The sequence below is a fragment of the Paenibacillus sp. PvR098 genome (assembly GCF_017833255.1).
Classification (GTDB): domain Bacteria; phylum Bacillota; class Bacilli; order Paenibacillales; family NBRC-103111; genus Paenibacillus_G.
The window spans coordinates 2510060-2527914 of sequence record NZ_JAFIBU010000001.1; the positions used below are offsets into that span (position 1 = coordinate 2510060).

Sequence of the window (17855 nt, forward strand, 5' to 3'; positions counted from 1 at the left end):
TTTATTCTCCTGGTCCATAATATTCAAAATAATTTTTTTCGGTTTCCCAAAGTCCGATCTTATAAAGTTTAGGAAGATGCGGTTGCAGCATGTTATAAATGACCAGAGCAACGACTTCCGAAGTCGGATTCAACTCTTTAAATTCATCTGTATCCAGGTTTAAATGTTTATGGTCGAACTTAGCAAGTACGACCCTCTCCACAATTTCATCCAGTTCAGCCAAATTCATAATCATTCCCGTGACGGGATCGGGTGTCCCTGTGACTGTTACGTCAAGGTAGTAATTATGGCCGTGTCCGTGGGGATTATTGCACTTGCCGAACAACTCGAGATTTTCTTCTGCCGTTAAATGATCGCTGTGTAAACGGTGTGCCGCGCAAAAGTGATACTTTCGAGTAAGCCGGGTCAATGAGCCCGCCTCCTTTTCCGAATATAAAAAGTCGTTTTCATGCAATCTAATCCGATGCAGTTCACATCCGTCAAACTGAGACTCAAGGGAAAACCAAATATACTCTACAAGGCTCTCCGTAGTCGGTATGTGAATTTGAAAATATGGGTGTTCGCGATCCAAAAATTTACCGTCGAGTTCCCGTTCGACAAACGAATTCACGATACGCTTAATGTCCGTTGTATTAACCACGATGCCCGTGCTTTCGTTTAACAATCCTTTGGCCATAACTTCAAGTTTATAATCGTGTCCGTGTCCGCTTGGATTATTACAAAGCCCAAAAATTCGGCGATTTTCTTCATCACTCCATTGCGGAACGCGATAAACATGGGTTGCGGAAAAATCGACTCTTCTTGATAAATAAAGCATAATGGTGTCCCCCGCCTCTGTTATTGAACGATTCAAATGCGCGAAATGGAACGGTCAAATTCTTCACATAAAGCAACGCTTTCGGTGAATATCCCTTTTTTCACCGTTGTCACTGTAGCAGTGCCAGGTTTTTTAACCCCTCTTGCACACATACATAAATGGGTTCCCTCAATCGTCACGATGACACCTTTTGGTTTCAGCACGTTTATAATGGCAGCTGCGACTTGCTGGGTCATTCTCTCTTGTACTTGCGGCCGCTGGGAAACGAGCTCCACTAATCTGGCAAATTTGCTTAAACCTACAATTCTTCCGTCCGGTATGTAACCGATATGGGCTTTCCCATAAAAAGGAATCAGGTGGTGTTCACAGAACGTATAATAAGTAATGTCTTTTACGGTTATGATTCCTTCATAATCTTCCTCAAACGTTGTGGTTAATGCCGTTTCGGGATTGACCTCGACACCGGCAAACACCTCCCTGTACATTTTTGCTACTCGTTTTGGGGTATCCAAAAGGCCTTCCCTGTTTGGATTTTCACCAATTTCCTCAAGAATCGCCCGAATGTTTTCTTCAAGAATATCGTTGTTTTTTTTAAAGTTGTTTTTAACAAGAGCCACTGGTTTTTTCCTCCTTAAATTTAAAAATCTAGTCCGAATAAGGGACTGGATTCGTGTATAGAAATCCTCCTAATTCGGTAACCCGGCTGCCGTAGCGTGTTACACGCCGTTGACCCTTGGCTTTGCGTCCCCACCTTTCGAATGGGTTGGCCGTTATCGTTAAGAAATGAATAGAATGGTGCACATGCTGATTGGACTATTAAAATAAGAACCTTTGTAACCTTTGTACTATCCATACGACTGTTTCAACTTCATTCGAGACTGGACTTCGATACAACGACCTAGGTATATAACCCTATTACAAAGTATACAATGACATCATTCGACAGTAACCGAAAAATAAGCCTTTTTCACGCACATTTCACCGCGTGAGTCACGCTTGAAAAAGCGTGTTTTTCACGTGTGGTTACTACGCGACTTACGCAAAAAAATGCGTTTATCACGCACTTTTTAATGCGCGATAAACGCAACCATGTAAGCAGTTCAGTACTTCAAAAACAGGCTTCCGTGCCTCCTCCGCATCTCCAGTTGCTCTTTACCAATGCTGTATGCTGTACATCGAATGATCCAAAATAGAAAGCTGCTTACTCGTTTAGCATGGCTTTATTGCAGAATATAAGCAATTTGGCTAACCTCATCGCAAAATCTAGCGCAAAGTCGGAGTCCATTAAAGATGATTTGGCTATAACGCCTATTAGCAAAATAATACAACAGGTGAGATTTATTAAGAACATTAACTTCGAAGGAGAGAGAGTGATGAAACGGTTAACGTGTTTGGTTTAAGCATTGCTGCAATGATTAACATGTAATCTGTGGTCTTCGCCGATGAAAAAGAAAGCTTCTCGATTGAGCAGGAATATACGAGTCTTTACGGCTTTAACGATGTACAAAATACATTTAGCGAAGGCATGGCTTGGGTTCAATTGTCCCGTTACGGCAACATGGGAGTCATTGATAGACAGGGAAATTTGATTATCGACGATCTGTTTTTGGATACGAATAAATTATTCAGGGTGTATATATTCAGCGAGGGATTAGCTCGTTATCAAAATAAACAAGGCGAGTGGGTCTACCTGGATAAGTACGGGAAGGAAGTCATTAAAACATCTTATGATGAGGTACTTAATTTCAGAGAAGGCCTAGCGGCGGTAAGAAAAAATGGAAAATGGGGTTTTATCGATAGGAAAGGGAAGGAAGTCGTTCAACCCCATTATGATGAAATACGTGACGATGATGGATACGGTATTTCTGTTGAAACCGCCGGATTTTATGATGGTCTATCGGCAGTAAATAAAAATGGCAAGTGGGGATTTATCGATAAGAGCGGAAAAGAAGTCATTCCACTCAAATATGACTGGGTGAATAATTTCCATGAGGAATTAGCTGTTGTTTCGAAGAATGAAAAATGGGGTTAGATCAATAAAAATGGTGATGAAGTAACTAAGATTGTTTACGATGATGCCGTGAATTTTAGTGAAGGAGTAGCAAGTGTATTACGTTTCAATAATATAGGTAACGGATATAACTGGATGTTCATAAATAAGAATCAATAGCTTCCTATCGTGAGGATAGTCCGGATGATATTTATGTTATCCTGGATAAGAACGGTAACCAAGTGGTGAATTTAGGGAAAAAGTACGCTCAGGTGGAAGACTTCAGCGAAGGCTTGGCTCGGGCAGAGAAATTAGATGGCGGAGTAGTTTTTATTGACAAAAATGGCACCGAAGTAACTGGGCAATACGCAAGGGCGCATAGTTCCAGCCAGGGATTAATCGGAGCAAAAATTAACCACGGTGATAATTATGGTTTTATTAAAAATCCATTGGATGTTCCTTCAACATGGGCATTACCAGAAGTTAGTTCAGCGACATCATTAAATCTCGTACCCATAGAATTAGATTATGGTTACAAGACAAACATTAATCGTGCGGATTTCAGCAAACTTGCATTGCATTTGTTATCGGTTAAAACCGGTAAAACCGTTGACGAGATGCTTGCTAACGCCGGTAAAAAGATAAACTACGATACCTTTGAAGACACATTTGATCCCACTGTATTAGCCGCTAATGCTCTGGGTATTATCGGAGGGAGAGGCAACAATAAACTCGACCCTAACGGATTCATTACCCGTCAAGAAGCGGCAGTCATGTTATCAAGAGTTTCAGGAATGTTAGGAATAACCAAAGGTACCAACGTTGTCACTTTTACTGATGAGGAAAACATGGCGAACTGGTCGATAGAATCGATAGCCCTTATGAGTTCAATTGTTGATAATACTAATCATGCAGCAGTGATGGGCAGCGTTGGCAACAATAAGTTCGGTTCCACCGAACATTTCACAAAACAACAAGCATTCATCACAATGAAGAGATTATTTAATGCGAAGTAGTTTGGGTACAAGACATTAGCCCCGTCAAGTAGATAGTAAGAAAAACAGAATAAATCTATGCGGCGGCCATTTCCCGTTATTCAATCGGAGAAAGGTCGCCTCATTTTTTTCTGGAAGCGCTCATTGTTATTGAACAAGATGTATTCCGTGATATACCTTTCAACCTGGGCTTGGCTATTTGGCTTTTCAATTCAGGTTCGATTGCAACCATTTGCTGTTGCGCGGCGGCGACTGGATTCATCGGGGGAGAGGGTAGGGCTGCAAGTGCAGTTTATGCGCTTATTCTCCGGGAATCGCGTGAATACCGCAAAAAAATGTGTCGGGGACCGTTGTATAGCCTTGTATTTATTCCCCCATAATGAATGAGGAGACGCTAATAAATGCCATCTGGAGGAAAACTATATTGGAAGAAGTAAGCATCGGTTTACTGTCAATCAAAGTCGTCATAGGTTTTATCACCTTATTTTTTATCATAATCGTAACAGGGAGAACTTCCATCCTGCAGCTCACCCCTTTTCACTTGATTTTCGTGTTGGTGCTCGGGGATTTTTTGAGAAATACGATTTATGAAGATGAGATAGGAGTTTTTTATTTTATACGCGATCGGATTATGGACGGTTCTCATGTTGGGCGTAGAGTTTTTAACCCAAAAGATGAAATCGGCTCGTTCCCTGCTGGTTGTCAATCCTTCCATTATTATTCGAGATGGAGTCATTGACCGGAAGACGCTTAAAAAGAATAAAATAGACGTAAATCAAATATTGAGTATACTACGACAAAGTAATGTTTTTTCAGTGCGTGAAGTCAAGTACGGAATACTGGAGCCTAATGGCCAAGTAAGTACATTGCTGAAATCCAAGTATCAAAAACCGACAAAGCAGGACTTTAATTTTCCGGATCGCACGAAAGATCTCCCGACCACCTTGATTATCGATGGTGAAATTTTATGGGATAATTTGCACGCGCTCGGATTTGATAAGCAATGGTTGGATAATGAATTGGTTTCTAACGGATATAGCAATGAGAAGCGTATATTCTACGCCGATTGGCGAAATAGTGAGGGCATTCATATCAGCCCCAAATGATAAGACATTGTGCAGGGAATCGCTGATCCAGGCGGTATCGTGACTGAATTATGGAGCACTTCCCCTCTCATCCAATGGAGTGAGCGGAAATAACCCCTCACGCTCACTCCTTTTTCTAATAAAATCGAGCTGCCATTCACATAGGCTATTTACGTCCCAATCACAACGACACGCCCAGCAATCCTCGCGTCAATTGAAAATCAACGTTACCCTGTTGATAGAGACGCGGAGTATAGCTATGCTCAATGATTTGCTTACAGCTTTCGAGAATCTGGTTGGTCCAAGCGGCGGGATTCCCGGTGAGTAACAGATCCAAATCATTGGCATATTGCTGCATAGTCGGCTCCGATGCCACTTGCAGCATAGGCACGAACGGATGCGTCTGCATCGGGCGACGATCGACCAGCGCTATAATTAACTCTACACCCGTGGCTGCTAAGCCCGTGACGTTCTCCACCCAGTGCTCGGTCGGTGTTTCCATGATATGGAAACCGGTTTGGCGGGCATGTTCGCCATAGGCCAATGACGGCTGGACATTGGAAGTAGTCAATACATTCTCACTGTAAGCAGGCGTTGAAAACAGATCACTGTTCTCGGGGACAACCACCATGCCGCCTGCGCCGACAATCATTTTTGTCAACATCGCCAGTTGTTCACCGGCTGCGTCTGCCACGGAACCATCACTTAAGATCCCAATACGCAATGCTTCTAGCCCGACATTCTCCTTCGTGATTGGCCCGGCTGCTGACAATTGATCGACAAACCACGCTTCCACCTTCTGAGTTACCTTATCTATCCCGCCGTCAAGTTGAATACTGGCAAAGCCAAGACGGCTGGGGTCAACCCCCATCTCCTCCATCTGGTGACGCATAAAGTCATTGTGGGTTTTCTCGCAGCCATGCTCCAGTAACAGACAATGCTTGACTAGCGGATGGGTAACATAGCCAATCATTGTGCGAGCATACAACTGCTCTGGTTGGCCAGCCGAATTACCGCATCCTTCCGTGTGAGCCAAGGCCACAAAGCGTGAGAGGTGCTCGGATTGACCAAGCCCCTGTTTGTTCATCCGCAGCGCAATCATATTCGCCACCTGTCCGGCGCAAAGACTCGTGGGCAGGATTAAGCCGATGTGATCACTGGCTCGATGCTCTTGGTGACGAGTGATTGTGAAGCGGATGGGGTTGGTGGCCGCGGCTGCATCCGTTCGAATCGCAATAGGTTCTCCCGCCGGCAGAGGTGCATTGAGCAAGGTATCCAGTTGGATTGCATCGGTTTGCCGCCAGTTACGCCAGATCTGCACCTGTGCATGGCCAGCCTTCTCACCAACGCTTCGCTGACCAGAGGCTATTTGTATCGAATGTTCAAAGGCATGCTTGCCCAACTCATCCATGGACATGCCGTCTTGATACTGACCGGCGTTGATATCCATATCATTGGCTAGCAATTGGTAACGACGTGTAGTCGTCACCACCTTGACCGTCGGCACAAAAGGAAAGTTGGTGATCGAGCCGTTACCTGTCGTAAAGAAAATCAGGTTGCAGCCTGCAGCCACCTGCCCCGCAACGCTCTCGAGGTCATTACCCGGGCTATCCATAAAATAAAACCCGGACTCTTTCATGGGCGAACCATAGTCAATCGCATAGTCGAGGCGAGTAGCCGGATCTTTCTTGCGGGCAGCCCCAATGGACTTGAGATAGATATTATAAAGGCCGCGATATTTATTCCCACCGGATGGGTTTCCTTCAGCGTTAGCGCCGTGCCAAGCCGTACGCGCCCTGAATTCCTCTACAAGCGTCAAGAATTTGCGAGCGGTTTCAATATCGCGTACCTTCTGCAGGACATAAGGCTCGGCGCCAATTAATTCATCGGTTTCAGCCAGATTGGCGGCGCCGCCGTAGCGTATCAATTCCTGTGCAATCCAACCCAGCAGAGGGTTAGCAGAAATGCCGGAAAAGGCATCTGAGCCTCCACATTGCAGTCCAATCTTTAGATGACTAATGGATTCAGCGGTCCGTTCCATGGCGTTGACCGTTGGTAACCAATCTTGCACAATAGCTTCCCCTATGGTCAGATTATCTTGAAATCCTCCTTTGATGGACAGGAACCGATGCAGCACTTCGTCTAACGGATAGTTATGTTCGCGTAAATACGCTTCTACCATCTGGTTGGTCACGGATTCAATGCCATAATCTACGATTAAAACCGCACCCACGTTGGGATTGACAATAAATCCGGCCAACGTGCGCAGCAATAGTGCCAGGTTATTAGGTTGTTCCGTGTCCCCCTCCGTATGCGCCACGGGGACAATCCCATCCACTTGAGGATAGTTCTTCAGTTCATCTTGCAAACGAGCAGCGAGCTGCTTGACATAGCTCCCTGTGCGTGAAGTGGTGCCCAACAAGACAATCGTGTTACGGGTACCGACGCCTCGCGCTTGGCTGCGCCGATAACCCAGGAAGGTGCGCGTCTCCGGGTAAGCGGGTAAGGCCGGGGCCGATTGGAAATTCGCCTCGTCAAGAACAAAAGGAGGTACTTGATCGGCAAAATTGGGCGTCGCCGGCAGCGCAAATCCCAGCGAACGCATACTAAGCGCCTCCAACACACCCTTGTTGATCACATAATTGCCGGGCTGAATCGATTGCAGAGCCACACCAAAGGGCAATTCCCAGGAAAGCAAGGCATCACCTGCGGCAATCTCCTTCACCGCAAAGCGATGGCCTTCCATGACCGTATAATCCAGGGTCAGCGTTTGACCTTGATAGTAAATGATAGTGCCAGCGTCCAGTTGACGAGTGGCAACGGCGACATTATCTCCGGGTAAAGGAAGTCTGCCGACTTCGTCAAAGTGATAAGATAGGTTCATAGATTCATAACTCCTTAATTAAGATTTTTACTTGAGTTAAATATAAATCATTAGCCGCACTGATCTTTGAAGAGCTTGCTGAACACCAATAGAAAAGAGTTGAAACCGATTACATGAAGTTGCAGCCGAAAATTGGCTCCAGCGCATATTCATGCCAGTATTGTATCATAAATTCAAATAACTGGCTTATATTTTCTGTACAAGGGAAGGTGCTTTATGTGGGTTTTAGTGAAAGGACAGCAACACCGATGGCCCTAGTCATGTTGGTTTTCGAAAGTTTCGCCTTTAACATAAATGCTATAAATCCTTGCTACTAGAGATAAGAATATCTCCAGACACCTTATAAGGTAAAATTTTCTCCCTGCATCTGCCTGAACAAACTTCTCTCTTTCCCAAAAATGTTGCCATATGTCATCAAATCCACTAAAGAAGCTTTTTGTTTACAATTCGTAATGAAGGTGCAATATGACATAATTAATGATTCTGTACTCCGCGGCGCATATTCGAATGACATCATGACATGATTTTTGTCACTTTTTCTGATGATTCAGTTCCTCATTGTTAATTTTAAACGTGACATAATGATAAGACCCCAAACGATAATGTATTTTCAATCGTTCGGGGTCTTTCTGGACTATAACAATATAAAAGCAAATAATTTCTAGTGCCTTTGCCTGGAAAATTTCGTTGATTCTTCGTTCTTTGTTGTTAAACTATAACCCCAAATCACCAATGGCCAGTACTCATAACCGTATTCACATCTTGCTGTTTTGGCGAAAATCCCCTTTGTTAACAAGGCCTTTTCAGCATCCCTTACCAGCGAATTAACACATGCACCGTATGCGGGAACATAACTAAATTCGACTGCGGTTATTGAAGTTGATTAATGCATTGACCCTATAAGGATTCTCTCTATTCCAGTGGTTAATTTAGTTACTCCATGTCCAGAAAAAACAGTTATCCCTCCCCAATTAAAAAAGAAAAGGTTATCTGTCAAAGTCCTAAATAGTCGTATCACGCATGTCACCTTTGCCCAACCGCCGCTCCGCCTTACAGCCACAAGGCTTTTCCCGCCCTCCCTCGTACCTATCCCCAATCCCTTCGAGCAATTAAAGTCGTACTACAAATAGGGGAAAAACAGGGGCTACGACCGAGAAAATCGGAGTCAAAAAAGCAATTAAAGTCGAACTAAGAGCAGGGAGAAAAACAGGGAAAGACTGGGTATAGGGCTAAAGATAATCGGAGAAAAAATCGGAGGAAAGCCAGATTTATCAAGAGGTTTCGGGTCTTGCGACCCTTATGAAGAAGAGAAATGAGCCGAGGAAAAACAGGAGTGGATCCCTGAATTTCGCTCGGCTCGTAACATGACTTTTTAGGCTTTAATACGACTATTTAGGCTTTGAGATGACTTTGAGTGCTTTTTACATAGTAGGGAATAGGAATTAGGTAAAAGCTCAGGATAAACTTGGAATAGAAAGTGCCCTACTGATTGAAAGATAACGTTAAATCTTCCTTTAAAAGCTGTTTTAATTCATTTCTTGCATTCGGTATAACCATCGTTTTTAGCTCATTAATTGCACGTAAATCCTCAGAATCAAGTGGGGCAATTGGCTCAAGATACTCAAGGTATTCCCATAAGAAATCGAGTAATTTCCTCGCTTGTCCAGCTACCCTTTCACTAAAGTAAAGCTCATTGTAAATAAAAAAGTCGTTTGCTTCGTGCCAAAGCTCGTAAGCTTCATTGTAACTTATCATTTTTAGGACTTTTCTTATTCTTAGTATCGCATCATTCTTGGTGGCATTATTATTCCATAATTGCAGGATATCATCCTTATCTTTTGCAGTAACATTCAATGACTTCAGATAGTCCTCCAAATCTTCACTACTAACATTTTCAAATGACGGAAAACGGGTTTCGCCCTTTAATCGCATTATTTTTCCAATGGCTTTTTCTAAACACTTGTAAAGCTCTGGATACGTTTCATGTTTCTTCGTAGTATATAGGTCAAAATCCTTTAATATTTTCTGTTGTTTATGCTTTAATTCCTCTAATTCCGAGTTCAAATGTTTTTTGAATTGGTCGTTTTCAATCATTAGTTGAGATTTGTGTCTTTCAAGGTTTTTATTGAAAAAATTCCCTACTGTTAACCTTGTAATTAATGCAATAAGAGCACACAAAACCGTTAATAATCCAACTATCGAGAAAATATTCGGGAGATTTGACGATAAGAAAACCCACACTTTTTGTATCATTTTTCTCTCCTCACTACTTAACGTCTAAACACACGGTTTACTTTTATTGTGTAAGGTTTAACGTAACATCTTTGAAACGTGGAGAAAGCTCCAAACAATCATGGAGCTTTCATGGGTTAAAAATTATTTTTTAACAACCTAATAGTAGGCTCAGGTTCTTTGTAATTTAGAGTTCCTTCATCAAGATTACATAGCATCTCAATGTACTCTTGCGGAACGGATACTTCTTGGATCAATTGTAATTCATTTTTGATCTTATTCTCCAGTAACATTAAGATGCTTTTCCTTAGAACGACAGGTTCTTGTAATGGAACGACATCATCGAGAGGCTCTTTAGTTCTCATCTTCTTCATAGACATTTGTTTGACTAAAGAGGTGTACTTACTCTCGTCAATGATTTTCAAATCTAAGCACCTGAACAACATAGCGGCAATTGACACATTCCAGTACTTTTTCAGATCTACAAAATGGAGCAACGAAGTAGAAGTTACTGTCTTAGCAAAAGCTTCTGCTGGCATTAACAAGGCTGACGCAAAACGATTCGCTTGGTTCTCCATATTTTTAAATTCATCACGGTTAAGTACATCCTGATTATCAATTTCCTTATGCATCAATATGTGTCCTAATTCATGAGCACCATCGAATTGCCGTCTGAATGCGGACTGCTTATCATTGCCAAGAAAAATAAAAGGTCTGCCTTTTCGGTGCTGACAAAAAGCATCGACCTTTTCGCTATCAGTATCTACTGAAAACACAATGACCCCATATCTCTCCAATAAGTGAACAATATTCGTGATTGGTTTATCACCCAAGTCCCAATACTTCCGAACTTGTTCGGCTAATTGCTCAATTGAATTATTCTCCCACTCTGAGTCGAGGCAAAAGGAACTGTCTGGCAAGTTTAGATCAGGGAATTCGATATACTCGGATAAATACTCATAGATATACCCCGCTAATAATGTCTTTTGAAATTGGACTTCCTTGCTCTTCTTTGTAGCTGTAGCATTGGCACGAAAAAATGTGTTACCAACATATTGTTCAGTGAACTCTCGATAAAAAAAACTTTTAGGGAATTTGAGTGTATTGATTAACGCCAACACTGTCTCTTGTTTTGGGGAATGCTCTCCCAGCTCAAATTGGGATATTGCTTGTTTTGATACTCCAATCTTTTCTGCAAGACCACTAATTGTCATGCCCCGTACTAAACGTGCCTCCCTTAGCCTTTTCGGGTTAAACTGCGGCTCTTGTTTTACATTCATAATAAATTTCTCCTAATCTGCAGAAGTCTTTCTAAGTTGAAGGGGAATTCTTTAATTTAACCACAATATCGCTGTCTTCTTTTGGTGTTTTTAGCCGAGGTTCGATATCAGAAGCTCTGTAGTTGTTCAGTGGAATAATGCCTTTTGTATTGTCGATGATTGAATCCGTAATATCTTCCTTGTAGATCCATTCTTCTTGGTCGGGTCTTAAAGCCCCCTCATAAATGACATCGCTGTCCCGATCATAACTTATTACGATTCCAAAGGGGTGATTGTCTGGACCTTGAAATAACGAGGGTTGATAAATGGTATCCCCCATTAAATCTTCTTTTGGTGCACCTGCATCAAGCAGACGATCAAAATTCGATGAAGCAAAATCTCCTCGATATCCGCTTGGGTTATAAATATATTTGTTTTTCGGCAACTTTGACACCAGGATAAGTATGTTTCTAATTGTATCCTGAATCACGATATATGGGTGGAATCCTGCTTTTTTCTTGAAAACTTTCATTTGTGTATGTGGGTTGCTCAATATCATTCTTTCAACATGTGAATTTACGGCATCATATTGTAAACGAGGGGCATATGTATTTGTGGTGAATTCTGGAAGCAACGCCTTTATTGACTGATACTCCTTTTTGCCTTCTTGTATCCCCCTTACAATAAGGCTCCTCTGCTCGTCCAACAACGTGCATTCCTCAAGATACGTTTTCATTAAACGACCCCTCCCACGCTCCAATATATACCATAATTATTTACCACTTTTACTATATTGTCAAGTAACATTGGTTTTTTATATTAAATTTCAAGTTTCGAGGTTTTTATAAATCTTTCTATTTAGACTCAAAGTGATCATTTATTCAGTCAGCTCGATTTCTATTCTTCCAAAGTCGTTTAAGTCTGGCACAAAAAAGCCCCCATCCTTCCTTACAATGATTCTACGGAGAAAGCAATTGGGGAACTACTGATTTATTGTCCGAGTAAGTTTCGACCTTTAGATCGCTAAAGTATTTATATGGAATAAGGACAAAGAGGTGTTAAAATAGATTTATAACAGTCATTTACGGTAATGTCATCGGGGGTCGGGACTTAGGTGAATGGTAACTTTGTAAGTATCATAGGCTATCAGTTTGAAAGGGTACATACAGGTGTAATCTCTTGGATTCTTGAAACAAAAAATGTTTTGGTTACAATGGACCGTAAATATGAAGTCCTTCGTAGAATCTATCGTATGTGCAATCAAACCATCAATTTCAAGGAAACGGATATACAGAATATTACCTGCTCACCTGAATACTCTTTTGGTCGCAAGCGGAAGATCGATCTTGTCGTAAGGGTTGATCTAAACAATCAGAGTACAAAATATTTAGTTATTGAAATGAAGGTAGATTCAATCCCCTACAGTGAACAACTTAACGGAACACGAAACGATTTTCTCCAAGACAAAAACTGCAATCCTGATGATGCCTCATTTTTGTTATTCCTTTTTGGCTCGGCTCAAGTTTGTGTTCAGCCTGTCCTTCACTCTTTTATAGTGTTTCGACTCCCAGAAATTCGTGAAGTTTTTTCGGGTTTATATATCGACCATCATGTTTATGATGATTGGATTGAAGCTTTGACAGATGAGGATTTCAGAAGAATGGACATAATGAAAGAACTGGAGATTACCCCCAAAATTTTTGATGAAAAGTATTGGAAGGGTCGGGGATACCACCTTTGGTTTCCACTGTTTTACTATATATATTTCGAATTAAAACGATATTCAAAATATTCTGTTCAGTGGGATATATATAGCGGCAGTAATAATCCTGTTATGAATTGGAGGGATGGTTGGCTCAAGAAGAAAATCTTGGGTTATAACGTTGAGTTTTATTGGGAGTTCAACTATGAGGATTTCATATTGAAGGTATTATTGGATGAGAACAATAAGATGCCTCAAGACGATCTGAACTGGCTGAGGGATGAAATAGCAACCTTTTGTAACTATGAGACAATGAAGTGTGGAAAAAGTACTCAAAACCGTTATGGGAAGTTTAACTCCCTATACAAATGGAAATTCGATTTCAAGACACAAGATTTTGCTCAAATCATGAAAGAAGTTGATGAGATACTTGATAAGGTACATCCAAAGGTAATTTCTTTATAAATAGGAATCGTACCGCAGTTTTCAACTTAGTGAAACTGCGGTTTATTGGAGCATTTTATTTTAAATTTCATCAGGACAGAATAGTATCATGCCTTTAAAAATGGATCTTCCGAGTTTATCATTGTCTCAATTATAGAAGCATCTATGATTTCAGGACGCACACCAGCCTTTCGTAACACCTCCCATCTTGTAATCCTCCTACCTTCCCGTTTCAGTTCTTTAATAGCCCATTTTAATCTCCGCAATCGATATTGTTCGTTGCTCCCAACCACGAGTTTTAAATAAGCCTTAGTTAGCGGCAATTTATCAAGATACTTGTCCAAGAGAGTTCTATTACCAATTTCAAGCCCGATAGAATTTATACTTATTTGTTTTGGCTTTCCGTCCCTGGCTTGAATAGCGACGACTGAGATTTTAATCTTCTCAACAAGATCTCTGTCCCGACTATTCCAATTAATCCTGGTTTTCGAAGCACCTCTTCTCTTTACCTTCGTTGGCGATTCCCGTTCGAGCCATGACCGATCTAAACGATACAACCGATTAAATAGTGTGGGATTCAGTTTTCTCAGTTCTGTTCTGGACAAACACGGATACTTATTTTGCATAGTCTTCCATTCCGCTCGATCCTCTATTCTTTGCTTTTCCTCCTCTAACTGCCTTTCCTTTTTTCCTCCCCCCTCTTCCTTATCTATGTATTTTTTTACAGTGCGTATATTGGCTTGAATTCGTATACCAATCTCCTGCAAACTCATGCCTGCCTCAGCTAACCTCTTACACTCTTTTTCCCATACCATTCCAAATCGCTTTACTCTCATACTTGTCTTTGCGTCTTCCCCAGCCCGTAGAGTATATACGAATCCACATGAGCAATGGAATGTCCCAGTAGCTTTCTTATCTTGTACGGTCAAATAAATCTCATTAACAACAAGACTTCCATGATGATCAGCGGCGGGATTCATACACATCCATGGTCCATTACCAAATGGTTTGTACGATCCACAATTTGTGAAGAATTCCTCTACATCGGCATTGAGAAATTGTATTAATAGAAGATGGCGAATCGGGTGGAAAGTTCTATGATGCTTCCTGGTTAGTTGTTTTAGCCAATTATTTTTTGTATGAATACCAGATTGCAAATGTTCAAGAAAGTTCTCACCAAAATTAGAAATAAAATCTCGATAAAGCCTATCTTGGTCAACCTTATGTCCAATGGTACTGGAATAACCATATTCTTTTAACTTATTCCAATACTACTGTTCAAACCAATCAAACGATCGATTCGGATACCGATTACTAAGGAGCATCTTTATATTGTTGCTAAGATGTTGGTATTTCCCGATTTCGTTCAAAGATGTTATCTCGGTAACACCATTAAGCGGACTATTACTTGCATCCGCCGCTATAAACTTATATTTGTTTTCTCCGTGCAATTGAATATCACTATCTAAAAGAATAGTTCCATGTTCGACACATACATCTAAACCAGGGATTTGATGCATTCTGTGCCAGTATCTTTCGCCATAGGTCTTGAGGTCTTGAATTAGGCACTCTCTGCAAAATCGGATCCTCTTATTCCGACGTATTGAACTGCCCATAATACCAAGCCGAGAATAAACTTCGTTTCCAATACCCTCAACCATCGATCTATATACTGCATCTGCTTGACCAGGAGGCAAGAATGCCGAATAAAATGGGAACAAGGTATGTTCCATAATCAATTGTTCTACTGTTATTTGGGACGTAATCGGCAGTCTCTCAACTAATCCGCCAATTTTTGTGGGGAGATCAACGGAAGCAGTAATATGCTTGTCTCCAAAAATATGTTGCAACATGTTGCGGTGATTCGGTTCTCCTGACCATTTTTTCAGCCTACCTATAATTGAATAGAGTAGCTCGTCAGGATAGGGGGTCGGGAAAAATAGAAGCATTGCCAATTATCACCCCGTATATCCAAAATCATGTCGAATTATTCCCGCTCGTTTTAACGATTCATAGGCAGATATGCCTTCTTTTTCTCCAACCTTCACAATGTGCCGAAGATCCCCTTCCCATTTTTTTTGAATCCCTTTCTCCTCAAGCTTCTCCTTCCCCTTGTCTATTGAAATTTGATACGTCGCTTGAACAAGCTCATTCAAGTCAGTCATAGTTGGTTGTAGATTCAGTACCACATTTACCAGACGATCCGCTTCCTTCTCTTTAATCCCCAGAAGTTGTAATCTGTTCACCGCACTCTCCCTAAGATGTGTGATTTGTTGTTGTCTGGAGTCTGAATGCTTTCGCGTTTCCTTAATGAAGGTTTGTACTTGGATCTGGGTCTGCTCCTTGTGCATAAACTCCGTGATATCTGGCATAACGATATCTTGATAATCAATTAATTGAGATGTTCTTCCGCTTCTAAGTGCATCCAGCATTGGACGAATCAACTTTAACTCATTTGCCACTTTACGAATCATTGCTCCAGTAATGGTTTCCTTCCCCGTTGATATCGCCCGTACTTGTATCATCATGAACAGCTTAACCACAATATCAGGTATGCCTTGCGTTTCGTCGTAAAGAACAGATAAAATTTCATCAGTCAATTCAACTGGCTTTTGGATCCATTGATACTTCCACAGTCCTGAAAGAAATAAATCGAACGATGCATCCTTCTGGAGCCGATCCCAGAAAAAATTCCCATGTCCACTAATATTTCTCCTTGCCTGACGAAACTCGGATTGTAATACATTTAACGATTTTGGCGTGCCGACTAACAAAATGGGAATATTGGCCGTATTGATTAAAGTCGTAAAAAAGTTGAGAACAGCTGCACTACCTCCACTTTTGGCAAGGCTAAGGTGTTGTATCTCGTCGATCACAAGTATTCCAAGACCTATGTTCTGCAAAAGCTTGGATATGATCGGAATCATGATATTGGTTGACTTATGACCGCTTCCATACCTCTCCATGTAATTAGTTCCAAGTAAAGCATCGATGGTCATGAAAAACTGTAGACAAAGGGCTTTCAATGATCCGTCATAGCTCGTCTCAATTCGAAGGTATGAAACCATATATCTTGAGAAGTCAATTCCCTTGTATTTCGAATGAACAATAACTTGCGGGGTAAGGGAGAGAATTCTTGCAAGGGAACTGGTCTTTCCTGATCCCGAAATGCCAATTAAGGTTAAGGACTTAGATGATGAGTTTTGATGGGGAATGGCGGTTTGACTTACTCTTCCCTCTCCCTCTTTGCCCAATCTCCACCTGACATAACTCGGAGAAATAGGATTCCGATCAACGTATCCATTCCGAAGCATGGTGGAAATCGCTTGTTCAAGCCGAATGTGTTCATGAGTCGGTTGGAAATATTGAAATAACCTTTGAAGTAAATGAACACGCATATATGGCTCCAGCAATCGTTCATTCGGATCGAATGCAGGATAATATGCTAACTGCTCAATCACCTGCTTAGGTGACAAGATCTGTGGCAGACATTCAATGAATGGATTCCCTTCATAATCCTTGATGAGCTGTTCCTTATATTCTGCTACTACCGCTTCTGTCCCATTCGGCAAACTAACGATTTCCATGTAGCCCCTCCTGCTGTAACTGCTTCAATAATTCAAGATGATTGGGCATATCATTATCATCTTTTTGTTCGTTCGAATCAGCGGCAGGGGCATTCGGTTGCCTTACTCCCGATAAAATAATGCTTTCCTGCTCTCGATTGTGTTCCGTCTCTTTTCGTCTATTTTCACGAATATCCCTCAGCTTTTTGGCATTGGATTCTGGAACTGCTTCCGCTTTTGTTTTTTTGACTGCTACTTGGACGATCTCCTCTATCTCCGCCGCTAACGAAATACGTTGCCCTAATTCTTGTTCTTTGAATCCTGCCTTTTCCTGTTGTTCCATGGCTAACAAAAATATAACATCATCTGTTGACCTGTCCTTATATCGTAACTGGGACTCCAGCAAATAGCAGACATCATATTCGTTACGTCCTAACCGCAAATATATTTGAGTCACGCATCGGGGGTCGTAAGAAATATCCACTTTGAATGTCCCTTTCCTTGCCCGAATAAACCATTTTTCTTTTAGAGCTGTTTCACAACTGTACAACATGCCGTTGAACCTGATTCCTTTTGGAGTCACAGTTGCTCTTTCGGATGGAAGGAGATTAAATCGAAGAACATCTTGAGATACCCTCCGAAGCTTGCCAGATTTATATTGAATACCGTAATTCCACAAATGAATCGGAATCGGCGGGACATTCTCTGCAATTTGGTTTTCATCACGTTTATAGTCTGCAAGATGATGAAAGTTGTTATAGTGGAGCACGCATTTAATGAGAATTCTGGTCACATCTGCTAAGGTCAAAGATGTGTTCAAACGTCTATCCTTCACGCCTCGATCATTTGCATCTTTATATACCGCACCTGGCATGAATGGC

Annotated in this window: 15 protein-coding genes, 1 pseudogene and 1 riboswitch; of the genes and pseudogenes, 6 read left to right on the top strand and 10 right to left on the bottom strand. The window is 41.5% G+C overall.

Annotated features, from left to right (window positions below):
* Window position 1 precedes the first annotated feature (1 nt).
* Together JOE45_RS12440 and folE are read right to left on the bottom strand one after the other, a co-directional pair.
* Window positions 2–817: a 6-carboxytetrahydropterin synthase gene (locus tag JOE45_RS12440; RefSeq protein WP_210019904.1), complete on the bottom strand. Its 816-nt coding sequence runs from the start codon at window positions 815–817 to the stop codon at window positions 2–4.
* A gap of 32 nt (window positions 818–849) precedes the next feature.
* On the bottom strand, window positions 850–1434 hold the full coding sequence (gene folE / locus JOE45_RS12445; protein ID WP_210019903.1) for a GTP cyclohydrolase I FolE: 585 nt from the start codon (window positions 1432–1434) through the stop codon (window positions 850–852).
* A 73-nt stretch (window positions 1435–1507) separates the two neighbouring features.
* A riboswitch (cyclic di-GMP riboswitch) is annotated at window positions 1508–1596 on the bottom strand.
* A gap of 650 nt (window positions 1597–2246) precedes the next feature.
* Here folE and JOE45_RS12450 point away from each other — a divergent pair.
* From JOE45_RS12450 to JOE45_RS12465, 5 genes are all read left to right on the top strand, one after another.
* Entirely contained in the window at window positions 2247–2849 is a 603-nt protein-coding gene (locus tag JOE45_RS12450) for a WG repeat-containing protein (RefSeq protein WP_210019902.1), read from the top strand.
* Window positions 2850–2987 carry a WG repeat-containing protein gene (locus tag JOE45_RS24205; RefSeq protein WP_210023321.1) on the top strand — a complete coding sequence of 46 codons (138 nt, stop codon included), beginning with the start codon at window positions 2850–2852 and terminating at the stop codon, window positions 2985–2987.
* A gap of 65 nt (window positions 2988–3052) precedes the next feature.
* Window positions 3053–3823: an S-layer homology domain-containing protein gene (locus tag JOE45_RS24005; protein WP_210024688.1), complete on the top strand. Its 771-nt coding sequence runs from the start codon at window positions 3053–3055 to the stop codon at window positions 3821–3823.
* Window positions 3824–4181: 358 nt separating this feature from the next.
* Complete coding sequence (locus JOE45_RS24010; RefSeq protein ID WP_348632528.1) at window positions 4182–4541, top strand: DUF421 domain-containing protein; 360 nt, start codon at window positions 4182–4184, stop codon at window positions 4539–4541.
* Window positions 4447–4908, top strand: a complete 462-nt coding sequence (locus JOE45_RS12465) for a DUF421 domain-containing protein (protein WP_245246915.1) — start codon at window positions 4447–4449, stop codon at window positions 4906–4908. The genes JOE45_RS24010 and JOE45_RS12465 overlap by 95 nt, the downstream gene beginning before the upstream one ends.
* Before the next feature lie 160 nt (window positions 4909–5068).
* On the opposite strand, the gene JOE45_RS12470 is transcribed toward JOE45_RS12465, so the two are convergent.
* From JOE45_RS12470 to JOE45_RS12485, 4 genes are all read right to left on the bottom strand, one after another.
* Window positions 5069–7771: a UxaA family hydrolase gene (locus tag JOE45_RS12470; protein ID WP_210019900.1), complete on the bottom strand. Its 2703-nt coding sequence runs from the start codon at window positions 7769–7771 to the stop codon at window positions 5069–5071.
* 1482 nt (window positions 7772–9253) lie between these two features.
* Entirely contained in the window at window positions 9254–10024 is a 771-nt protein-coding gene (locus tag JOE45_RS12475) for a hypothetical protein (protein ID WP_210019899.1), read from the bottom strand.
* A gap of 116 nt (window positions 10025–10140) precedes the next feature.
* Entirely contained in the window at window positions 10141–11283 is a 1143-nt protein-coding gene (locus JOE45_RS12480) for an XRE family transcriptional regulator (RefSeq protein WP_210019898.1), read from the bottom strand.
* Between the two features lie 31 nt (window positions 11284–11314).
* Window positions 11315–11998, bottom strand: a complete 684-nt coding sequence (locus tag JOE45_RS12485; protein WP_210019897.1) for a hypothetical protein — start codon at window positions 11996–11998, stop codon at window positions 11315–11317.
* Window positions 11999–12376: 378 nt separating this feature from the next.
* Between JOE45_RS12485 and JOE45_RS12490 the strand changes: the two genes are divergently transcribed.
* On the top strand, window positions 12377–13429 hold the full coding sequence (locus JOE45_RS12490; RefSeq protein ID WP_210019896.1) for a PD-(D/E)XK nuclease family protein: 1053 nt from the start codon (window positions 12377–12379) through the stop codon (window positions 13427–13429).
* 86 nt (window positions 13430–13515) lie between these two features.
* On the opposite strand, the pseudogene JOE45_RS12495 reads toward JOE45_RS12490, so the two are convergent.
* The 4 genes and pseudogenes from JOE45_RS12495 to JOE45_RS12510 form a co-directional block, all read right to left on the bottom strand.
* Window positions 13516–14667 (bottom strand): annotated as a pseudogene (locus tag JOE45_RS12495) (TnsD family Tn7-like transposition protein); the annotation flags it as partial.
* A gap of 12 nt (window positions 14668–14679) precedes the next feature.
* The gene (locus JOE45_RS12500) at window positions 14680–15357 is read right to left on the bottom strand and encodes a TniQ family protein (protein WP_245247301.1); all 678 of its coding nucleotides are present in this window, start codon (window positions 15355–15357) and stop codon (window positions 14680–14682) included.
* Between the two features lie 9 nt (window positions 15358–15366).
* On the bottom strand, window positions 15367–16995 hold the full coding sequence (locus JOE45_RS12505; RefSeq protein WP_210019894.1) for an ATP-binding protein: 1629 nt from the start codon (window positions 16993–16995) through the stop codon (window positions 15367–15369).
* Complete coding sequence (locus JOE45_RS12510) at window positions 16982–17794, bottom strand: Mu transposase C-terminal domain-containing protein (RefSeq protein WP_210019893.1); 813 nt, start codon at window positions 17792–17794, stop codon at window positions 16982–16984. Before JOE45_RS12510 ends, JOE45_RS12505 begins: the two co-directional genes overlap by 14 nt.
* Between the last annotated feature and the right edge of the window lie 61 nt (window positions 17795–17855).

Bases quoted from the DNA above. Each gene is read 5' to 3' on its own strand.
- JOE45_RS12440 (WP_210019904.1), bottom strand. From the start codon at position 817: ATGCTTTATTTATCAAGAAGAGTCGATTTTTCCGCAACCCATGTTTAT.
- JOE45_RS24010 (WP_348632528.1), top strand. From the start codon at position 4,182: ATGAATGAGGAGACGCTAATAAATGCCATCTGGAGGAAAACTATATTG.
- JOE45_RS12465 (WP_245246915.1), top strand. From the start codon at position 4,447: ATGTTGGGCGTAGAGTTTTTAACCCAAAAGATGAAATCGGCTCGTTCC.
- JOE45_RS12470 (WP_210019900.1), bottom strand. From the start codon at position 7,771: ATGAACCTATCTTATCACTTTGACGAAGTCGGCAGACTTCCTTTACCC.
- JOE45_RS12475 (WP_210019899.1), bottom strand. From the start codon at position 10,024: ATGATACAAAAAGTGTGGGTTTTCTTATCGTCAAATCTCCCGAATATT.
- JOE45_RS12480 (WP_210019898.1), bottom strand. From the start codon at position 11,283: ATGAATGTAAAACAAGAGCCGCAGTTTAACCCGAAAAGGCTAAGGGAG.
- JOE45_RS12485 (WP_210019897.1), bottom strand. From the start codon at position 11,998: ATGAAAACGTATCTTGAGGAATGCACGTTGTTGGACGAGCAGAGGAGC.
- JOE45_RS12500 (WP_245247301.1), bottom strand. From the start codon at position 15,357: ATGCTTCTATTTTTCCCGACCCCCTATCCTGACGAGCTACTCTATTCA.
- JOE45_RS12505 (WP_210019894.1), bottom strand. From the start codon at position 16,995: ATGGAAATCGTTAGTTTGCCGAATGGGACAGAAGCGGTAGTAGCAGAA.